Consider the following 18,188-nt stretch of genomic DNA (forward strand, 5'->3'; position numbering starts at 1 on the left):
TATTGCACGGGCCGGATGTGAGCTTTAACTCACGCCTCGTTGACGGCCCGGTGAGGGGTGCCAGTTTCCGCTGTGGTAGTTTTGGAGGGCAAATATTCCTTTTTTAATTCCGTCCCGTGAGGCGGGGAAAGGGGAGACGAGCGAATGACTGAAGTCACTTCAGCGCAGGTTCCGTCGCGGGTTGTTCTCAACCAAGCGGACATCGATCGCGCGCTGACTCGTATCGCCCATGAGATCCTCGAAGCCAACAAAGGTTCCCAGGATCTGGTTCTTTTGGGCATTCCCAGCCGCGGTTATCCGTTGGCCGTGCGGCTCGCCAACAAGATCGCTGCGGCTGACCCCAGCGTCAACGCGGAAACGATCGTCGGGCAACTCGACGTCACCATGTTCCGCGACGATCTTTCACACCAGCCCACCAGGCCGCCCCACCACACGCGCTTGCCACTGTCCGGCATTGACAACAAGGTTGTTGTCCTCATCGACGACGTCCTGTATTCCGGCCGCACCATCAGGGCAGCGCTTGACGCCTTGGTGGACCTTGGCCGTCCCAGGATTGTCCGCCTGGCAGTCCTGGTGGACAGGGGGCACCGTGAGCTTCCCATCCGTGCGGACCATGTAGGCAAGAACCTGCCAACTTCCTCCGCGGAGAAGGTCCGCGTCCACCTTGAGGAAATCGACTCCGTGGACGGCGTTCCGGTCAACGAAGTAGTAATCGAGGCCGGACAGTGAAGCACCTCCTCTCCACTGAGAACCTCAGCGCTTTCGACGCCATCCGCGTCCTGGACACTGCCGAAGAAATGTCGGCCGTGGGCGACCGCGAGGTCAAGAAGCTCCCTGCCCTCCGTGGCCGCACGGTAGTGAACCTCTTCTTCGAGGACTCCACCCGTACCCGGATCTCCTTCGAAGCTGCAGCAAAGCGGCTTTCAGCCGATGTCATCAACTTCGCAGCCAAAGGCTCCTCGGTTTCCAAGGGTGAGTCCCTCAAAGACACTGCGCAGACGCTGGCCGCCATGGGCGCGGATGCGGTGGTCATCCGCCATTGGGCTTCCGGCGCTCCGCACCGGCTTGCTGCCACGGACTGGATCGACGCCGCAGTGATCAACGCAGGCGATGGCACCCACGAACACCCCACGCAGGCGCTGTTGGATGCGTTCACGATGCGCCGCCACTGGTCCCAACTCAACGGGACGAAGTCCACCGGGGCGGACCTTCGAGGGATGCGTGTGGCGATCGTCGGAGATGTCCTGCATTCCCGGGTGGCGCGGTCCAACGTCTGGTTGTTGCGCACGCTGGGTGCAGAGGTCACGTTGGTTGCGCCACCCACACTGCTGCCGATCGGCGTCGAGCACTGGCCTTGCAAGGTCAGCTACAACCTGGACGAAACGCTGGAAGCGGGCGTCGACGCGATGATGATGCTGCGAGTCCAGGGTGAGCGCATGCATGCCTCGTTCTTCCCGTCTACCCGTGAGTACTCACGGCGCTGGGGCTTCGACGACGCCCGGCTTCGGGCCTTGGATGACCTTGGCATGAAAGACACCATCATCATGCACCCCGGCCCCATGAACCGTGGCCTGGAAATTTCCTCGGCCGCCGCCGATTCGCCCCGCTCAACAGTGCTTGCACAGGTGCGGAACGGTGTTTCAGTGCGCATGGCCGCCCTTTACCTGCTGCTCTCCGGGGATTCCCGCGAAGCAACTGCCGCAACGGCAGCGACCACCCACGCTGCAAGCCAGCCCACCAAGGAGAGCAACTGATGGCCGAGAACACGTACCTGATCCGCGGGGCTGCCATTCTCGGCGGCGAAGCTGAAGACCTGCTGATCCGCGACGGCATCATCGCCGCCCGGGGCAAGGATCTGCACGACGACGACGCCACAGTGATCGACGGGACGGGCCTGGTTGCCCTCCCCGGCATGGTTGACGTCCACACGCACCTGCGCGAACCCGGGCGCGAAGATGCTGAAACGGTCGAGACCGGCACTCGTGCCGCAGCCCTGGGTGGCTTCACGGCCGTCCACGCCATGGCCAACAGCAACCCCGTTGCTGACACGGCCGGCGTCGTCGAACAGGTCCACAGCCTCGGCCGCGCGTCCGGCTGGGTGGACGTGCGTCCTGTTGGCGCTGTCACGGTTGGCCTGGCCGGTGAACAACTTGCGGAACTGGGTGCGATGGCGGATTCCCGCGCCCAGGTGCGGATGTTCTCCGATGATGGCATCTGCGTGCACGATCCCGTGCTGATGCGCCGCGCGCTGGAGTACGTCAAAGCGTTCGACGGCGTGGTTGCCCAGCACGCGCAGGAACCCCGCCTTACCGCCGGGGCACAGATGAACGAAGGCGCCGTCTCGGCGGTGCTGGGTCTCGCCGGTTGGCCGGCCGTGGCAGAGGAAAGCATCATCGCCCGCGACGTCCTGCTCACGCAGCATGTGGGTTCCCGCCTCCACGTTTGCCACGTCTCCACCGCCGGATCTGTTGAAATCGTCCGCTGGGCCAAAGCCCGGGGGATCAACGTCACGGCCGAGGTCACGCCCCACCACCTGCTCCTCACTGACGAACTGGTCCGCAGCTACGATCCCGTGTACAAGGTCAACCCGCCGCTGCGTACGGATGCCGACGTCCAGGCGCTCCGCGAAGGCCTCGCCGACGGCACGATCGATGTTGTCGGCACGGACCACGCCCCGCACCCCAGCGAGCACAAGGAATGCGAGTGGGCGCAGGCGGCCATGGGCATGACCGGCCTGGAAACGGCATTGTCCGTGGTTCAGGAAACCATGATCGAAACCGGACTCATGACATGGGCAGACTTCGCCCGGGTCACGTCCTTCACTCCGGCAGTTATTGGCCGCGTAGCGGACCAAGGCCGGCCGTTGGAGGAAGGCGAGCCCGCCAACGTCATCCTGGTGGACCCGGCTGCGCGCTGGACGGTTGACCCCCATAAGATGGCCACCATGGGCCGCAATTCACCGTTCAAGGGCAAAGAGCTGCCCGGATCCGTGGTCGCAACCTTCTTCAAGGGCCACCCCACCGTTCTCAACGGCAAGCTCAACACTCCGTACAGGTACGCCGGAAACTACCCAACCCCGGATGCCGCCGGGGCAGTCAGCGGTAGCTGATGAACAACCAGACACTCACCGTGCTCATCACGGTGCCGTTGATCATCATCGTCCTGATGATGATCTGGCTGGGGTGGCGGAACCGGCTCAGGCGACAAGCCGACGTCGAACGCGTCCCGGAGGTGCCGCAGCAACTGACGCCGGCCACGGTCGTAGCTGAGGGCCAGTACGTTGCCACCACCACGGCAGGTGACTGGCTGGACCGGATCGCAGTGCAGGGCCTTGGAATCCGCACCAACGCGGAACTGAGCATCCATGCTGAAGGCATCTTGTTCGACCGCTCAGGCGCCGCCCCGGTGTTCATCCCACGCTCCGCAGTGGCTGACAGCCGCCAAGCAGCCGGCATGGCCGGGAAGTTCGTGGAAAAAGACGGACTTCTGGTCATTAGCTGGAAGCTGGGCGGCAAGGAACTGGATACCGGATTCCGGACCAGGCATGCAGCCGACAAAGAGCTCCTCCTCGAAGCCATCCAAGAATTGATCTCCGCAGCCCCTCAGGCAGATGCCGATAGTGGAAAGTAATAAAGTGACGGACAGTAAAGCAGCCACCACACCCACCCCCTCAGCAGCAGTATTGGTGCTCGAAGACGGCCGCATGTTCCGCGGCCGTAGCTACGGCGCCCAGGGAACGGCCCTCGGTGAGGCCGTCTTCGCCACCGGAATGACCGGCTACCAGGAGACCATCACCGATCCCTCCTACGCCCGCCAGCTCGTGGTGCAGACTGCACCCCACATCGGCAACACGGGCGTCAACAACGAAGACGCTGAGTCCCGCCGCATCTGGGTGGCCGGCTACATTGTGCGCGACGCCGCCCGCCGCCCCTCCAACTGGCGCTCGGAACGCAGCCTCGATGATGAACTCGTCGAGCAAGGCATCGTGGGCATCCAGGGCGTCGATACCCGTGCCATCACCCGCCACCTCCGCGAGCACAAGACGATGCGCGCAGGCATCTTCTCGGGGGAGGCCGCCCAGGCATCGGACAAGGAGCTCCTGAACGCCGTGCTGGCAAGCGCCCCGATGGAAGGCGCAGCGCTGGCTGAAGAGGTCTCCATTGACGAGGCTTACGTCGTGGAACCCAAGGACCACGGCTGGGAAGGCGAGCCCAGATTCTCCATTGCCGCCGTCGACCTCGGCATCAAGGCCATGACCCCGGTTCGTTTCGCGGAACGCGGCGTGCGTGTGCATGTCCTTCCGGCGACGTCCACCCTGGAGGATGTCAACGCGGTCAACCCGGACGGCTTCTTCATGTCCAACGGGCCCGGTGACCCCGCTACCGCAGACCACCAGGTCTCACTCCTGCGTTCGGTGCTGGACGAGAAACTGCCCTACTTCGGCATCTGCTTTGGCAACCAGATCCTTGGCCGGGCCCTCGGCTTTGGCACCTACAAGCTCCGCTACGGCCACCGAGGCATCAACCAGCCGGTGATGGACCGCCGCACGGGCAAGGTTGAAATCACCTCGCAGAACCACGGCTTCGCCGTCGACGCACCGCTGAACGGTGCCACGATCGCCCCCGAGGAGCGTTACGGCCGCGTAGAAGTCAGCCACGTCTCCTTGAATGACGACGTCGTTGAAGGCCTTGCGTGCCTGGACATCCCGGCGTTCTCGGTCCAGTACCACCCTGAAGCTGCGGCTGGCCCGCACGATGCTGCGTACCTCTTTGACCGCTTTATCGACCTCATGGCCGAAACCAAATCGGCCGCCGCCGGCGCCTCCAACTCCACCGAATCCAAGACTGAGGACAAGAAGTAATGCCCAAGCGTACAGATCTCAAGAGCGTCCTTGTCATCGGTTCCGGCCCCATCGTCATCGGCCAGGCAGCCGAGTTCGACTACTCCGGTACCCAGGCTCTCCGCGTCCTCAAGGAGGAAGGCCTCCGGGTCATCCTCGTGAACTCCAACCCCGCCACCATCATGACGGACCCGGAGTTCGCCGACGCCACCTACGTCGAGCCCATCACGCCCGAGGTTGTTGAGAAGATCATCGCCAAGGAGCGTCCGGACGCCATCCTGCCCACCTTGGGTGGCCAGACGGCTCTGAACACTGCCATCGCGTTGGACAAGAACGGTGTGCTGGAGAAGTACAACGTGGAACTCATTGGCGCAAACATTGCTGCCATTGAGCTCGGAGAAGACCGCGAGAAGTTCAAGGGCGTCGTTGAGCGCTGTGGCGCCGAATCGGCCCGCAGCCACATCATCCACACCATGGACGAGGCCTTCGCTGCGGCCGAAGACCTCGGCTATCCGATGGTCGTTCGCCCGTCCTTCACCATGGGTGGCCTTGGCTCGGGCCTGGCGTACAACGAGGACGATCTCCGCCGCATCGTCGGCCAGGGCCTCCAGTACAGCCCCACCACCGAGGTCCTGCTCGAAGAGAGCATTCTCGGTTGGAAGGAATACGAACTTGAGATGATGCGCGACAAGAACGACAATGTCGTTGTTGTTTGCTCCATCGAAAACTTCGATCCCGTAGGCGTCCACACCGGTGACTCCATCACGGTTGCTCCGGCACTGACCCTCACGGACCGCGAGTACCAAAAGCTTCGGGACGTCTCCATCGCCGTTATCCGCGAAGTCGGCGTGGACACCGGTGGCTGCAACATCCAGTTCGCCATCGACCCCGCCACGGGCCGCGTAGTGGTTATCGAGATGAACCCGCGCGTATCCCGTTCCTCCGCGCTGGCTTCCAAGGCAACCGGCTTCGCCATCGCCAAGATCGCCACCAAGCTCTCCCTTGGTTACACCCTGGACGAGATCCCGAACGACATCACCCAGAAGACGCCGGCGTCGTTCGAGCCTACGTTGGACTACGTTGTGGTCAAGGTTCCGCGCTTCGCCTTCGAAAAGTTCCCGGCAGCCGACAACACTCTGACCACCACCATGAAGTCTGTTGGCGAAGCCATGGCCATGGGCCGCAACTTCACCGAAGCCCTGCAGAAGGCCCTCCGCTCATTGGAGCAGAAGGGCTCGCAGCTGGACTTCAGCTCCGTGCCGGAGTACGAAGTTGCCGAGCTCATCGAGAAGGCCAAGCGTCCCACGACGGACCGCCTGCACCAGGTGCAGCGCGCGCTCCTGGGTGGCGCCACGGTGGAAGACCTCTTCGAAGCCACCAAGATCGATCCTTGGTTCCTGGACCAACTGCAGCTCCTTAACGAGACCGCGCAGGAAATCCGCAAGGCCGGCGTCCTCACAGAGGAAATGCTGCGCAACGCCAAGCGCCACGGCTTCTCCGACGAGCAGATCGGTGCCTTGACGCACAACAATGAGGCAGTGGTCCGCGGCGTCCGCCAGGCCTTGGGTATCCGTCCGGTCTACAAGACGGTGGACACCTGTGCCGCTGAGTTTGCCGCTTACACCCCGTACCACTACTCGTCCTACGACGAGGAAGATGAGGTAGGCCTGCACGCCAAGCCCTCCGTCATCATCCTTGGTTCAGGGCCCAACCGCATTGGCCAGGGCATCGAGTTCGACTACTCCTGCGTCCACGCCTCCATGGCGCTGCGCAAGGCCGGCTATGAGACCGTCATGGTCAACTGCAACCCCGAGACCGTCTCCACCGACTATGACGTTTCCACGCGCCTTTACTTCGAGCCGCTGACCCTTGAGGACGTCCTCGAGGTCATCGCCGCTGAAGAGCGCACCGGTGGCGTCATGGGTGTCTTCGTCCAGCTCGGCGGGCAGACACCCCTGAAGCTCGCACAGCAGCTTGCCGACGCCGGCGTGCCGATCCTGGGCACCTCGCCTGAGGCAATTGACCTCGCAGAGCACCGTGGCGCCTTCGCCCGCGTCCTGGACGAGGCAGGCCTGACCTCCCCGAAGAACGGCACGGCCGTTTCCTTTGAGGATGCCAAGAAGATCGCTGACGAGATCGGTTATCCCGTGCTTGTCCGTCCGTCCTATGTCCTGGGCGGTCGCGGCATGGAAATCGTCTACGACGAAGCCAACCTTTCCCGCTACATTGCCAACGCCACGGAAATCACGCCGGACCACCCCGTGCTGATCGACCGCTTCCTGGAAGACGCAGTCGAAATCGATGTCGACGCCCTCTTCGACGGCACGGACATGTACCTGGGCGGCATCATGGAGCACATCGAGGAAGCCGGTATCCACTCCGGAGACTCCGCCTGTGTCCTTCCTCCGATCACACTGGGCAACAACGTGATCGAGCGCGTTCGCACTGCAACGCGGGCCATCGCTGAGGGTGTGGGCGTCCGTGGTCTCATCAACATCCAGTTCGCGCTGGCCTCCGATGTCCTGTACGTCCTTGAAGCGAACCCGCGTGCTTCGCGTACGGTGCCCTTCGTTTCCAAGGCAACTGGCGTTCAAATGGCCAAGGCTGCCGCACTGATCGGCACCGGTGTCACCATCAACCAACTGCGCAGTGCCTACAAGATGCTGCCGGAAACCGGTGACGGTTCCACGTTGCCCCTGGACGCTCCGGTCGCTGTCAAGGAAGCTGTCCTGCCGTTCAGCCGCTTCCGTACGCCGGAGGGCAAGGTTGTCGACTCCTTGCTCGGCCCGGAAATGCGGTCCACAGGTGAAGTGATGGGCATCGACAAGCACTTCGATACCGCATTCGCCAAGAGCCAGGCCGCCGCAAACAACGCGCTGCCCACCGAAGGCAAGATCTTCGTTTCCGTGGCCAACCGCGATAAGCGCTCGGTGATCATGGGCGTCAAGCGCCTCTCGGACCTCGGTTTCGAGATCGTCTCCACCGGAGGCACGGCTGACGTTCTGCGCCGCAACGGCATCCAGGCGACTCCGGTCCGTAAGGTGGCCGAGGGCAGCAGCGCCGAAGGTGAAGGCACCATCGCAGACCTCGTCATTGCCGGCGAGATCGACATGGTCTTCAACACCCCGTCCGGCGGGGAAGCCCGCAGCGACGGCTACGAACTTCGTGCCGCGGCAACATCAATCGGCATTCCCTGCATCACCACCGTGGCTGAATTCAACGCAGCCGTGCAGGCAATTGAGGCACTGCGCACCTACGAATGGTCTGTCACCAGCCTTCAGGAGCACGCAGCCAACCTCAGCGAATCCCAGGCCGCCGCCAATGCCTGACATTGTTGGTGCGCACGAGGCCCACGATGCGCAGCAGCCGGCCCGGGAGTCATTTGGCTCCCGGCTGGCTGCCGCAATGGCCGCCCGTGGCCCGCTTTGCGTTGGAATCGATCCCCACCCCCAGCTGCTGGCTGACTGGGGATTGAACGACGACGTCGCCGGGCTGGAGCGCTTTTCGCTCAGCGTTGTGGAGGCCGTGGCTTCCCTCGCTGCCGCGGTGAAGCCGCAAGTGGCACTTTATGAGCGTCACGGCTCTGCGGGCATGGCTGTCCTGGAGCGGACGTTGGCCGCAGCTGCTGATGCGGATGTGCTGAGTATCGCCGATGCCAAGCGCGGTGATATCGGATCCACCATGGCCGCCTACGCCGATGCGTGGCTGCGGGACGGTTCGGCCCTGGCTGCGGACTCAGTGACCCTGAGTCCCTACCTGGGCTTCGAATCCTTGCGTCCGGCGCTGGACCTTGCTGCGCAAAATGGCAGGGGAGTCTTTGTGCTCGCATTGACATCCAATCCGGAGGGAAAGTCTGTCCAGCACGTCGGCGGAAGCCATTCCGTGGCCCGGGGGATCGTCAATGCGGCCGCAGCCGAGAACCAGCGGTACGCGGGTGTCCTGGGTTCAGTGGGACTTGTTGTGGGCGCCACCATCGGTTCTGCACTCGAGGATCTGGACATTGACCTTGGCGCGGTCCGCGGAGCGATCCTGGCGCCCGGCCTGGGGGCGCAGGGTGCTACGCCCGCGGATCTCCGCTCGACCTTCGGCGCCGCCTATCCCACAGTGCTGGCTACGTCGAGCCGGGGCATCCTTGCCGCCGGTCCAACGAGCGCTGCGTTGCGGGCGGCAACACAGGAAACGCTGGACGGCCTGCGGGCGGAATGATTCGCTGGCGCCTCATTGCGCAACCCGCCGCCTGCCGGTAGGTTCAGGATCAGTTTCGCGTGACGTGAATCACAAATCCGATCTGACAGGGGTTTGGCCGTGGGTCTGAAAGAGCTGACACCGCAGGAGCGTTCCGATGCTTTGGATAAGGCTGCAAAGGCGCGCGCTGTGCGGGCCGCGGCCAAAGAACGGCTCAAACGCGGTGAAGTGAGCATCGCTGAGCTGATCTCTTCAGGCACCACGGATGAAGCCATTGCGCGGATGCGGGTGGTGGAGCTCCTGGAGGCCCTCCCAGGCATAGGACCTGTACGTGCGGCCGGGATCATGGCGGAGATAGGCATTGCCGGATCCCGGCGCATCAGGGGGTTGGGAATTCACCAGGCCCGGGCGCTGGTAGATTTTATGGATACCCAGCAAAGCGTTTGACGCATCTCCCCGAAGGAATCCGTGAGCAAGAAACCTGGACTGACTGTCCTCGCAGGCCCAACTGCTGTTGGCAAGGGAACCGTATCCACCTACATCAGGGACAACTATCCAGAGGTTTGGCTTTCCGTCTCCGCCACTACCCGCGCCGCGCGTCCAGGGGAGAAGGACGGGGTTCACTACTTCTTCAAGTCTGCCGAAGAGTTTGACTCGCTGGTAGCCGATGGCGAACTCCTGGAGTGGGCCGTGGTCCACGGCCAGAACCGGTACGGCACGCTCCGGAGCACCGTGAATGCTGCCATTGCGGAGGGGAAATCGGTGCTGCTCGAGATTGATCTCCAAGGTGCACGGCAGGTAAAGGCTGCTGTGCCGGATGCCAAGTTCGTCTTCCTGGCACCGCCCAGTTGGGAAGAAATGGTGCGTCGGCTTGTGGGTCGCGGCACTGAATCTGCCGAGGAACAGCAGCGCAGGCTGGAAACCGCTAAACTGGAACTTGCTGCTGAACCGGAGTTTGACCACACCGTCATTAATGACGACGTTCGCCGGGCAGCGGACGAGCTTGTTTCACTCATGGGGCTAACCCCGCACGAGCGCTAAGCGCTTGCACTTGTCGGCCCGCTAGAATTTGGAGATTTCGTGTCCACGAACCTTGAAGGCATCATCAACCCGCCGATCGATTCGCTGCTTGAGGCTGCCGATTCCAAGTACGGCCTGGTGATCTTCGGCGCCAAGCGTGCCCGCCAGATCAACGCCTACTACGCCCAGCTGCACGAGGGCCTCTTCGAGTACGTCGGTCCCTTGGTAGACACCAAGCTGAACGAGAAGTCATTGTCGATCGCCCTCCGCGAGATCAACGAAGGCCTCCTGGTTTCCACGCCGATCGAGCCCGCAGAATAAAACAGACTGCCTGTTGACGGAGGTCACGTGCGCATAGTCCTCGGAGTCGGGGGAGGGATCGCAGCCTACAAGGTTGCATCGCTCCTCCGGCTTTTTACTGAAGCCGGTCACCAGGTGACGGTGATCCCCACCGAAGCAGCTACCCGTTTCGTCGGTGTTGCCACGTGGGAGGCGCTCTCCGGAAACCCGGTCAGCAACAGCGTCTTTGACGACGTCGAGAAGGTCAACCATGTCCGTTTGGGCCACGAGGCTGACTTGATCGTCGTTGCACCGGCCACTGCGGACCTCCTGGCAAAGGCAGCCACAGGCCAGGCCGGTGACCTCCTGACCAACACGCTCCTCATGGCTCACGGTCCGGTGCTGTTCGCTCCTGCGATGCACACGGAAATGTGGCAGCACGCTGCAACCCAGGCCAACGTGGAAACCTTGCGGAGTCGTGGCGTCACAGTCCTGGAGCCTGCCAGCGGCCGCCTGACCGGTGCCGATTCGGGTCCGGGCCGCTTGCCCGAACCTGAGGCAATTTTCACGGCAGCCATGGCGTTGGCCGAGGCCGCCACTGAGGCGGATTCGCCCAAGGCTGTACCGGCAAGACATGCTTCCCTCGCCGGCCGAACGGTGACGATTTCGGCCGGTGGTACCAGGGAAGCGCTGGACCCGGTGCGTTTCCTGGGTAACCGTTCGTCAGGGAAGCAGGGTGCGGCCCTGGCGGCGGCTGCTTTGGCCGCCGGTGCCACCGTTCGTTTCCTTGCCGCGCATATGGACGTCGAGCCGCCCGCCGGCGTCGAGCTCGTCCGAGTTGAGTCCGCCTTGGAACTGCGTGAGGCAGCGCTGAAAGCGGCAGTGGATTCCGACGTCGTCATCATGGCTGCCGCTGTGGCGGATTTCCGTCCCGCAGAGGTTTCGGACACCAAGATCAAGAAGGTCGACGGCGAGGACGCACCCTTGGTGCGCCTGGTTCGGAACCCGGACATCCTGCATGAGCTCGTCGAACGGCGTAACGCCGAGGGTGGCCAGCAGCTGATCGTGGGCTTTGCCGCCGAGACCGGCGATGCCCAAGGTGATGTTCTGGAGCATGCCACGGCGAAGCTCAAGCGCAAGGGCTGTGACCTCCTGGTGGTCAACCACGTCGGGGTTGGTCGCGTCTTCGGGGAGGACGACAACTCCGTAGTGATCCTTTCCGGGCATGGGGCCGAACCGCAGTCAGCGTCCGGATCCAAGGCTGACGTCGCCGCGGCAGTTGTGGATCGGGTGGGCTCCGAACTGGCCAGGGTTTTTCCTTCCCGGTAACATCCACCGGCGGTAGCCTCCGCCCGCAATTCTTAGCATAGGGACACACGGCGGATGCCGCCGCCCCGCAACACAGTAAGGTGGTCGAGTGACTTTACCGCTGCACCATGAACATCATGGCACCCCGTCCAAGCTCCGGCTCTTCACATCCGAGTCGGTCACTGAAGGGCACCCGGACAAGATCTGCGACCAAATCAGTGACGCCATCCTGGATGGGCTGCTGGCTGCTGATCCTGAATCCCGGGTGGCTGTCGAGACCATGGCCACCACCGGCCTGGTCCATGTGGCCGGTGAAGTAACCACTGACGCTTATGTGGAGATACCGCAGATTGTCCGCGAGACCATTCTCGGCATCGGCTACGACTCGTCGGCCAACGGTTTCGATGGTGCCCGCTGTGGCGTCTCGGTGTCGATCGGGCAGCAGTCCAACGACATCGCCGGTGGCGTCTTCAACTCGCTTGAGGCGCGTGAAGGCCGCCAGGAGGACGACTACGATCTCCAAGGTGCGGGCGATCAGGGCATCATGTTCGGTTATGCCAGCGATGAGACTGCGTCCTACATGCCGACGCCCATATGGCTTGCCCACCGTTTGTCGGAGCGCCTCACCGAGGTCCGCAAAAGCGGCGAACTTGCGTACCTCCGTCCGGATGGCAAAACGCAGGTCACGGTAGGGTACGACGGCGATCGCCCGGTTTCCGTTGAAACGGTAGTGATTTCCAGCCAGCACGCGGAAGACGCGAGCCTGGAGCAACTGCGCGCCGACCTCGCGAGCCACGTCATCGATCCCGTTCTGGCGGCATCGAACCTTGACATCTCCCATGTAGCCAACATCCTGAACCCTGCGGGTGCCTTTGTGATCGGCGGCCCGGTTGGCGATGCCGGTCTCACTGGTCGCAAGATTATTGTCGATACCTACGGCGGGTTCTCCCGGCACGGTGGAGGCGCCTTCTCCGGCAAGGACCCGTCCAAGGTAGATCGTTCGGCTGCCTACGCCATGCGCTGGGTTGCCAAGAACGTGGTGGCTGCGGGTCTGGCCAAGCGCGCGGAGATCCAGATTGCCTACGCCATTGGCCAGGCACGTCCGGTCGGAACGTACGTAGAGACGTTCGGCACGGAAACTGTTGACCCGGCCCGCATCAGCGAGGCCATCAACGAGCTCTTCGATCTCCGTCCCCGGGCCATCATCGACGCCTTGGACCTCAAGCGTCCCATTTACACCAAGACGGCGGCTCACGGCCACTTCGGCCGCGACGAGCCCGACTTCACGTGGGAGCGCCTGGACCGCGTAGCGGACCTGAAGGAATTCTTCAACGCCTGATCTCCCGCTCATCCGCGTGTGCCAGCCGGTGTTTGTAACTTTGTCGGTGGCCCATGATTGGCTGGAGCCAGAGAGATGCCCGCAGTGGGTTGATCCCACTGCGGGCATCCTTCGTTCCTGCGTGGAGGACCCAGGCTTCCTGCGTGGAAAATGTGTTCCTGCGTGGAAAGTCCGCGCAATTGAGTTGGAGGTGACGAGCATGGCCGGACACGAAGCCCAGCCGCTGCTTCAACCTTCTTTGCTTCAAGGTTTCCCTGACAAGTCTCCCGTCAGCGGACCCCCGTTGGCGGCAGTGAATCCCGTCGCCCGCGTGGTGCTGGAATCCGCCCTGCCACACCTGGACCGGCCCTTCGATTACAGCGTGCCCGCTGAACTCGCTGATTCTGCTGTTCCCGGAGTCCGAGTGAAAGTGAAGTTCAACGGCCAGGAGCTTAACGGCTTCGTGCTGGAACGCGTAGACACTTCGGATGCCGGCCACCCGCTGACCCCACTTCACAAAGTAATCTCCACGTTGTCGGTCCTGACGCCCCAAATCGTGGAGTTGGCTGGAACGGTAGCTGCGCGCTATGCCGGAACCTTGAGCGATGTCCTGCGTACTGCTGTTCCCCCGCGCGTTGCCAAAGTGGAGAAGGAGCTACTCTCCGGGCACGCAGCAGGGGGATCGGAGCTTCCGTCAAATGCGCCGGACGCCCATGCCTGGGGTTCCTACTCCAATGGAGCCCCGTTCCTCCATCACCTGGCCGGCGGCGGATCACCCAAGGCTGTCCTCACTGCGCTTCAGGGATTCGGCCCTGGGGGTTGGCCTTCGTTGGTTGCCTCGGCGGTTGCGGCAGTCCGGGCATCCGGCCGTGGTGCAGTGGTGGTTGTTCCCGATTACAGGGATCTCGAACAGCTGGAGGTGGCCCTCGCCAAAGTCCTGCCAGCGGGTGACGTCGCGCGGCTGACGGCTGACGATGGTCAAACTCCCCGCTACCGGAGCTTTCTGCGAATCCTCAGCGGCGAAGCGCGTGTGGCCATCGGCACCAGATCCGCCGCCTATGCGCCGGTCCGGGACTTGGGACTCGTGGTCTGTTGGGACGATGGTGATGACCTCCACATCGACCAGCGGGCTCCCTACGCGCACACGCGCGAAGTTCTGCTCCTGCGGGCCGAGCAGGAGAACGCAGCCTGCCTGATGGCATCCCACAGCCGCAGCACTGAACTCCAGCGTCTGGTTGAAATGCAATGGGCTGTGCCGATCGAGGCACCGCGAACGGTGATTCGTTCCACTGTTCCGCGTGTCCTGAACACAGCTGACAGCTTTGAACAGGAACGTGATCCCCTGGCCCGGATTGCACGTTTGCCCGGAGCAGCATGGCGTGCGGCCAAGGAAGGCCTCGAACATGGCCCTGTGCTGGTGCAGGTTGCACGTGCTGGCTACGCGCCCTCTTTGGCTTGCGAGACGTGCCGGGAGCTGGCCCGCTGCAACAACTGTCAAGGACCGCTGGCTATCTCCAGCAGTTCCGCCATGCCGCTTTGCCGCTGGTGTTCCACGCCGGCACCGCAGTGGCGCTGCAACCATTGCAACGGCACACACCTGCGCCGGGTTGCAGCAGGAGCCGTGCGAACGGCGGAGGAACTAGGGCGGGCTTTTCCTGGAAAGACGGTTATCACCTCGTCGGGGGAGAACATCAAGGCAACGGTGCCTGATGCTCCGGCATTGATCGTCGCTACAGTTGGCGCCGAACCCGTGGCTCCCCAAGGGTACGCGGCCGCGCTGCTTCTGGACGGCAATTCATTGCTCCGCCGGGAAAACCTGCGGGCCGGTGAGGACACTGTTCGGCGGTGGTTCAACGCTGCGTCCCTGGTGAGACCCTCCAACCAGGGTGGGCTGGTCATCATCACGGCAGACGACACAACCGCTACCGGAGCCCTGCTGCGCTGGGACGCACCGGGCTACGCGTCGCGTGAACTGGCACTCCGGAAGGAACTGCAGCTTCCCCCGGCAGTGCGGGTAGCTTCAGTGACCGGGCCAAGGGCCGACGTCGCGCATTTTTCCGATACCTTCGAGGCGAGCGTCAAGCTAAAGTCCGGTACGAAGCTCCGCAGCGCCGGTCCGGCGCCACTTCAGCTATTCTCCAGTGGTGCCCAAGGCTCCGGAAGTGAGGCCGAGGCAGACGTCCGCACTCTGTACTTCATTCCCTACGCAGACGCCGTAGACGCTACCCGTGCCCTGCGTGCTGTCAAGGCAGCGAACGCGGCGAAACGCACAGCCGGACCAATTCAGCTGCGGCTCGACGGCGTGGACGTCTTGTAGCGCTTACGAAGCGCCACGACCTCTTCAGCCGCAGCCAGCAACTGCCGGGCGGATTCTTCCCAGTTGAAGTCTCCAGCACGTTCCACGGACCTGCGGGAACGTTGTTGCCACAATCTGTCATCGCCCAACGCCGTGACAGCCGCAGCGAACTCCGAGGGCGACTCGGGGTCAACATAGCTGACCGCATCGGCGCCCACTTCCCGGAAAATCGGAATGTCGCTGGCGATAACAGGAGTTCCCAGTGACATCGCCTCCACCAGGGGCAATCCATATCCCTCGGCCCGGGACAAGCTGATGAGGGCAGTCGCCCTGGTCAAAAGCTCTTCATACTCGGCGTCTGTTACACCGTTGTGGAACTGGACCTTAGCCCCGTGAGGGATCATGGCCTCCAGTTCCGCCCGACGCTGGGGAGTAATCCGGCTGAGCAAGTGCAGTGTGTATTCCGGCAGGCCTGCCATTCCCCGAATCATGGTTTCCACGTTCTTGTAAGGCATGAACGAACCCATGTACAGCAGGGTTTTATCCGCCCCGGCCGAAGGATCGCGGGGGGTCTGGCCGGGCTGTGGGGCATTGCCAACGATCCGCACGGGGCGGCGGGTCAAGGTGTACTTGGCCATCAAAGCCTCTGTGGTCCTGCTGATGGTAGCCACCACGTCAGCCCGGTTCAGCAGCAGGCGCTGCGGCCAGAACGCCTTGTGGTACAGCCTCCAGAGCAGGCGCACCGGAGCCGGAAGGAAACCCGGGGGAGCAGGGTGTTCGTAATAGATGAGGTCGTGCAGCGTAAGGATCAGGCCATACTTCCGCCCCAGGGTTCCCATGGTCTGCATCGGGCACACTACGACGTCCGCACCCAAGGAGTTGACCTTGCCGGCAACGAACAGCTCACGTGGGGACAGCGGGCTGTTGACCATCACATAGGGCACGTCGGGAAGCAACGCGAGTTGGCGTTTGTCGTTAATGAGCATGGTGACATCCGCAATTTTGGATGTTGCCGCAATGAGGCTTGAACCGTACCGGCTGATGCCATCGTGGTGGTCCGTCCTGGTGAAGCGGGCGTCGATGACAATTTTCACGCGGGGTGTTCCTCCAGGAAAGTGCGGATAGCTGCGGCCGCCGGGGCCGGCGTCTCGTAATGGATCAAATGCCCGACGTCGGGAATCACTTCCAATGTGCCCTCGGGAAGGCGCTCCATCAGTTTGTGCTGGTTGGGCAAAGTGGCGATCTCATCTTTTTCGCCGGCAATCAGCAGTACGGGGAGGCGTAACTCCCCGGCGACGTCTGCCACAGTGCCCGACACGGATGCCTTGAAGGATTCGAGCAGGCTCCTTCGGTCCGCGAACGCGCTGAAGTAGGCATCATGCTGGCCATGGATGAAGCGGCGCAGGTCTTTGTCTTTGGTCTTGGCCATGGTGACGCTCATGATCCGGACAATGGCCCGGTTGCGCAGGAGGGCAAGTCCAAGGCGCCTTGGAAGCTTGGCGGACACCTGGTAGTAAAACACCGCGAGCTTGGTCATGATCCCCTTGGGACCCTCCAAAGCGGGTGCAGCGATGGGGTTGATCAGGATCAATGGATAAATGGCGCCCGGATTCCGGGCTGCAAAATGGCTCGCGACGATGGAGCCAAAGGAGTGGCCCAGCAGCACGGTCTTGGGGCCAAGGCCCAGTGCGGCCATGAAGCCGGAGATGAAATGGCCGTAACGCTCAACCGTGTGTTCGTCCTCACGGAAAGGATCTGAACTGCCAAACGCCGGGAGGTCCGGCATGATGATCCGCATGTCCGGAAGCAGGTCCGCTACACGGAGCAATCCATGGTGGTCGCCCCGAAAACCGTGAATGACCAAAATCGTGCGGGTATCCTGTGTGGGTTTGACGGGTTCGTACGTCCAATACGCTACATTGCTGCCATCGACGTCCACATCAGAGGCGATAGTGCGTCCCTGCAGGGACTTGCTGATGAATTCAATCGGGGCATCTGCGCCTTCCGGGGTGTGCGCGGTGTCCACTTTTTCCATTCGGCCGTTCCTAATTCACGTTGTCCGGGTGCGAGCCCGTGCGGTGGTGGCGTTCAAGCGCCCCCATGCCGTCCATGTCTGCTGCCTCGAGTTCGAAGTCGAAAACGGCAAAGTTCTCCTTGATCCGCCCCGCGGAACTGGCTTTGGGAATGACGAGGTTCCCAAGCTGGAGATGCCACCGGAGGATTATTTGGGCCGGTGTCCTGCCGTATTTGTGAGCCAAATCCACGATCGCGGGGTCGGCAAGGACTTGCCCGCGGCCAAGGGGGCTCCATGCTTCGGTTCGGATCCCGAGTTGTTCATGCAGTGTCCGCAGCCTGCCCTGCTGAAGCCAGGGGTGCAGCTCTATCTGATTAACGGCCGGGACCACTTCGGCTTTCTGCATGAGTTCTTCCAAATGCCCGGGCTGGAAATTCGAAACCCCAATGGCCCGGACTTTGCCTTCCCTGTACAGGGTTTCCATGGCTTTATAGGTCTCCACGAACAGGCCTCGTCCGGCACACGGCCAGTGGATGAGGTAAAGGTCCACGAAGTCCAGTCCGAGGTTGGCCATGGATGAATCGAAAGCGCGGAGCGTGGAGTCGTAACCGTGGTCGTCATTCCAGACCTTGGTGGTGATAAAGACGTCTTCCCGGGTCAGGGCATGCACGGATTCTCCGGAACCACCCGTGCCGAGGTTTGCCTCGTTGGCATCGCCGATTGCACCCCCGATCGCGCGGCCTACGCCCACTTCATTGTGATACATGGCGGCGGTATCGAACCGCCGATAGCCTTCGCCGAGGGCAGTGCTCACCAAAGCCTCAGCTTCTTTTGGCGGCACCTTATAGAGTCCGAATCCCAAGCGGTCCATCATCACGCCGTTGTTCAAGGTCAGCCGGGCCGGGAATCTCATATCAACGACTCTACC

Annotated in this window: 16 protein-coding genes; 13 read left to right on the plus strand and 3 right to left on the minus strand. The window is 62.6% G+C overall.

What is annotated here, in order from left to right; genetic code table 11:
- The first annotated feature begins 144 nt into the window (after positions 1-144).
- The 13 genes from pyrR (at position 145) to ABIE18_RS07415 (ending at position 15,267) form a co-directional block, all read left to right on the plus strand.
- Positions 145-729: a bifunctional pyr operon transcriptional regulator/uracil phosphoribosyltransferase PyrR gene (pyrR, locus tag ABIE18_RS07355; protein WP_499722025.1), complete on the plus strand. Its 585-nt coding sequence runs from the start codon at positions 145-147 to the stop codon at positions 727-729.
- A complete protein-coding gene (locus ABIE18_RS07360; protein ID WP_499722027.1) occupies positions 726-1,754 on the plus strand; it encodes an aspartate carbamoyltransferase catalytic subunit in 1,029 nt (342 codons plus the stop codon). The genes pyrR and ABIE18_RS07360 overlap by 4 nt, the downstream gene beginning before the upstream one ends.
- A complete protein-coding gene (locus tag ABIE18_RS07365; protein WP_416416026.1) occupies positions 1,754-3,109 on the plus strand; it encodes a dihydroorotase in 1,356 nt (451 codons plus the stop codon). Before ABIE18_RS07360 ends, ABIE18_RS07365 begins: the two co-directional genes overlap by 1 nt.
- A complete protein-coding gene (locus ABIE18_RS07370; protein ID WP_499722028.1) occupies positions 3,109-3,630 on the plus strand; it encodes a PH-like domain-containing protein in 522 nt (173 codons plus the stop codon). The genes ABIE18_RS07365 and ABIE18_RS07370 overlap by 1 nt, the downstream gene beginning before the upstream one ends.
- Complete coding sequence (carA, locus tag ABIE18_RS07375; protein WP_499722030.1) at positions 3,611-4,861, plus strand: glutamine-hydrolyzing carbamoyl-phosphate synthase small subunit; 1,251 nt, start codon at positions 3,611-3,613, stop codon at positions 4,859-4,861. The genes ABIE18_RS07370 and carA overlap by 20 nt, the downstream gene beginning before the upstream one ends.
- A complete protein-coding gene (gene carB, locus ABIE18_RS07380) occupies positions 4,861-8,169 on the plus strand; it encodes a carbamoyl-phosphate synthase large subunit (RefSeq protein WP_499722031.1) in 3,309 nt (1,102 codons plus the stop codon). Before carA ends, carB begins: the two co-directional genes overlap by 1 nt.
- The gene (gene pyrF / locus ABIE18_RS07385; protein ID WP_499722033.1) at positions 8,162-9,046 is read left to right on the plus strand and encodes an orotidine-5'-phosphate decarboxylase; all 885 of its coding nucleotides are present in this window, start codon (positions 8,162-8,164) and stop codon (positions 9,044-9,046) included. The genes carB and pyrF overlap by 8 nt, the downstream gene beginning before the upstream one ends.
- 99 nt (positions 9,047-9,145) lie before the next feature.
- On the plus strand, positions 9,146-9,472 hold the full coding sequence (gene mihF, locus ABIE18_RS07390) for an integration host factor, actinobacterial type (protein ID WP_216925571.1): 327 nt from the start codon (positions 9,146-9,148) through the stop codon (positions 9,470-9,472).
- Positions 9,473-9,493: 21 nt separating this feature from the next.
- Complete coding sequence (gmk, locus tag ABIE18_RS07395; protein ID WP_224090532.1) at positions 9,494-10,066, plus strand: guanylate kinase; 573 nt, start codon at positions 9,494-9,496, stop codon at positions 10,064-10,066.
- A gap of 39 nt (positions 10,067-10,105) precedes the next feature.
- Complete coding sequence (rpoZ, locus tag ABIE18_RS07400; protein WP_017197559.1) at positions 10,106-10,366, plus strand: DNA-directed RNA polymerase subunit omega; 261 nt, start codon at positions 10,106-10,108, stop codon at positions 10,364-10,366.
- A gap of 27 nt (positions 10,367-10,393) precedes the next feature.
- Positions 10,394-11,653 carry a bifunctional phosphopantothenoylcysteine decarboxylase/phosphopantothenate--cysteine ligase CoaBC gene (gene coaBC / locus ABIE18_RS07405; RefSeq protein WP_499722034.1) on the plus strand — a complete coding sequence of 420 codons (1,260 nt, stop codon included), beginning with the start codon at positions 10,394-10,396 and terminating at the stop codon, positions 11,651-11,653.
- 88 nt (positions 11,654-11,741) lie between these two features.
- Complete coding sequence (gene metK / locus ABIE18_RS07410) at positions 11,742-12,971, plus strand: methionine adenosyltransferase (protein WP_224090531.1); 1,230 nt, start codon at positions 11,742-11,744, stop codon at positions 12,969-12,971.
- Between the two features lie 199 nt (positions 12,972-13,170).
- On the plus strand, positions 13,171-15,267 hold the full coding sequence (locus ABIE18_RS07415) for a primosomal protein N' (RefSeq protein WP_499722035.1): 2,097 nt from the start codon (positions 13,171-13,173) through the stop codon (positions 15,265-15,267).
- Here ABIE18_RS07415 and ABIE18_RS07420 read toward each other — a convergent pair.
- From ABIE18_RS07420 to ABIE18_RS07430, 3 genes are read right to left on the minus strand one after another with little or no spacing between them, the layout of a single operon-like run.
- Entirely contained in the window at positions 15,234-16,340 is a 1,107-nt protein-coding gene (locus ABIE18_RS07420) for a glycosyltransferase family 4 protein (RefSeq protein WP_499722037.1), read from the minus strand. The two genes, ABIE18_RS07415 and ABIE18_RS07420, sit on opposite strands and share 34 nt — an antisense overlap.
- Positions 16,337-17,281 carry an alpha/beta fold hydrolase gene (locus tag ABIE18_RS07425; RefSeq protein ID WP_499722038.1) on the minus strand — a complete coding sequence of 315 codons (945 nt, stop codon included), beginning with the start codon at positions 17,279-17,281 and terminating at the stop codon, positions 16,337-16,339. Before ABIE18_RS07425 ends, ABIE18_RS07420 begins: the two co-directional genes overlap by 4 nt.
- A 10-nt stretch (positions 17,282-17,291) precedes the next feature.
- The gene (locus tag ABIE18_RS07430; RefSeq protein ID WP_499722039.1) at positions 17,292-18,173 is read right to left on the minus strand and encodes an aldo/keto reductase; all 882 of its coding nucleotides are present in this window, start codon (positions 18,171-18,173) and stop codon (positions 17,292-17,294) included.
- Between the last annotated feature and the right edge of the window lie 15 nt (positions 18,174-18,188).

The organism is Arthrobacter sp. 2762 (assembly GCF_040548745.1).
GTDB lineage: Bacteria > Actinomycetota > Actinomycetes > Actinomycetales > Micrococcaceae > Arthrobacter.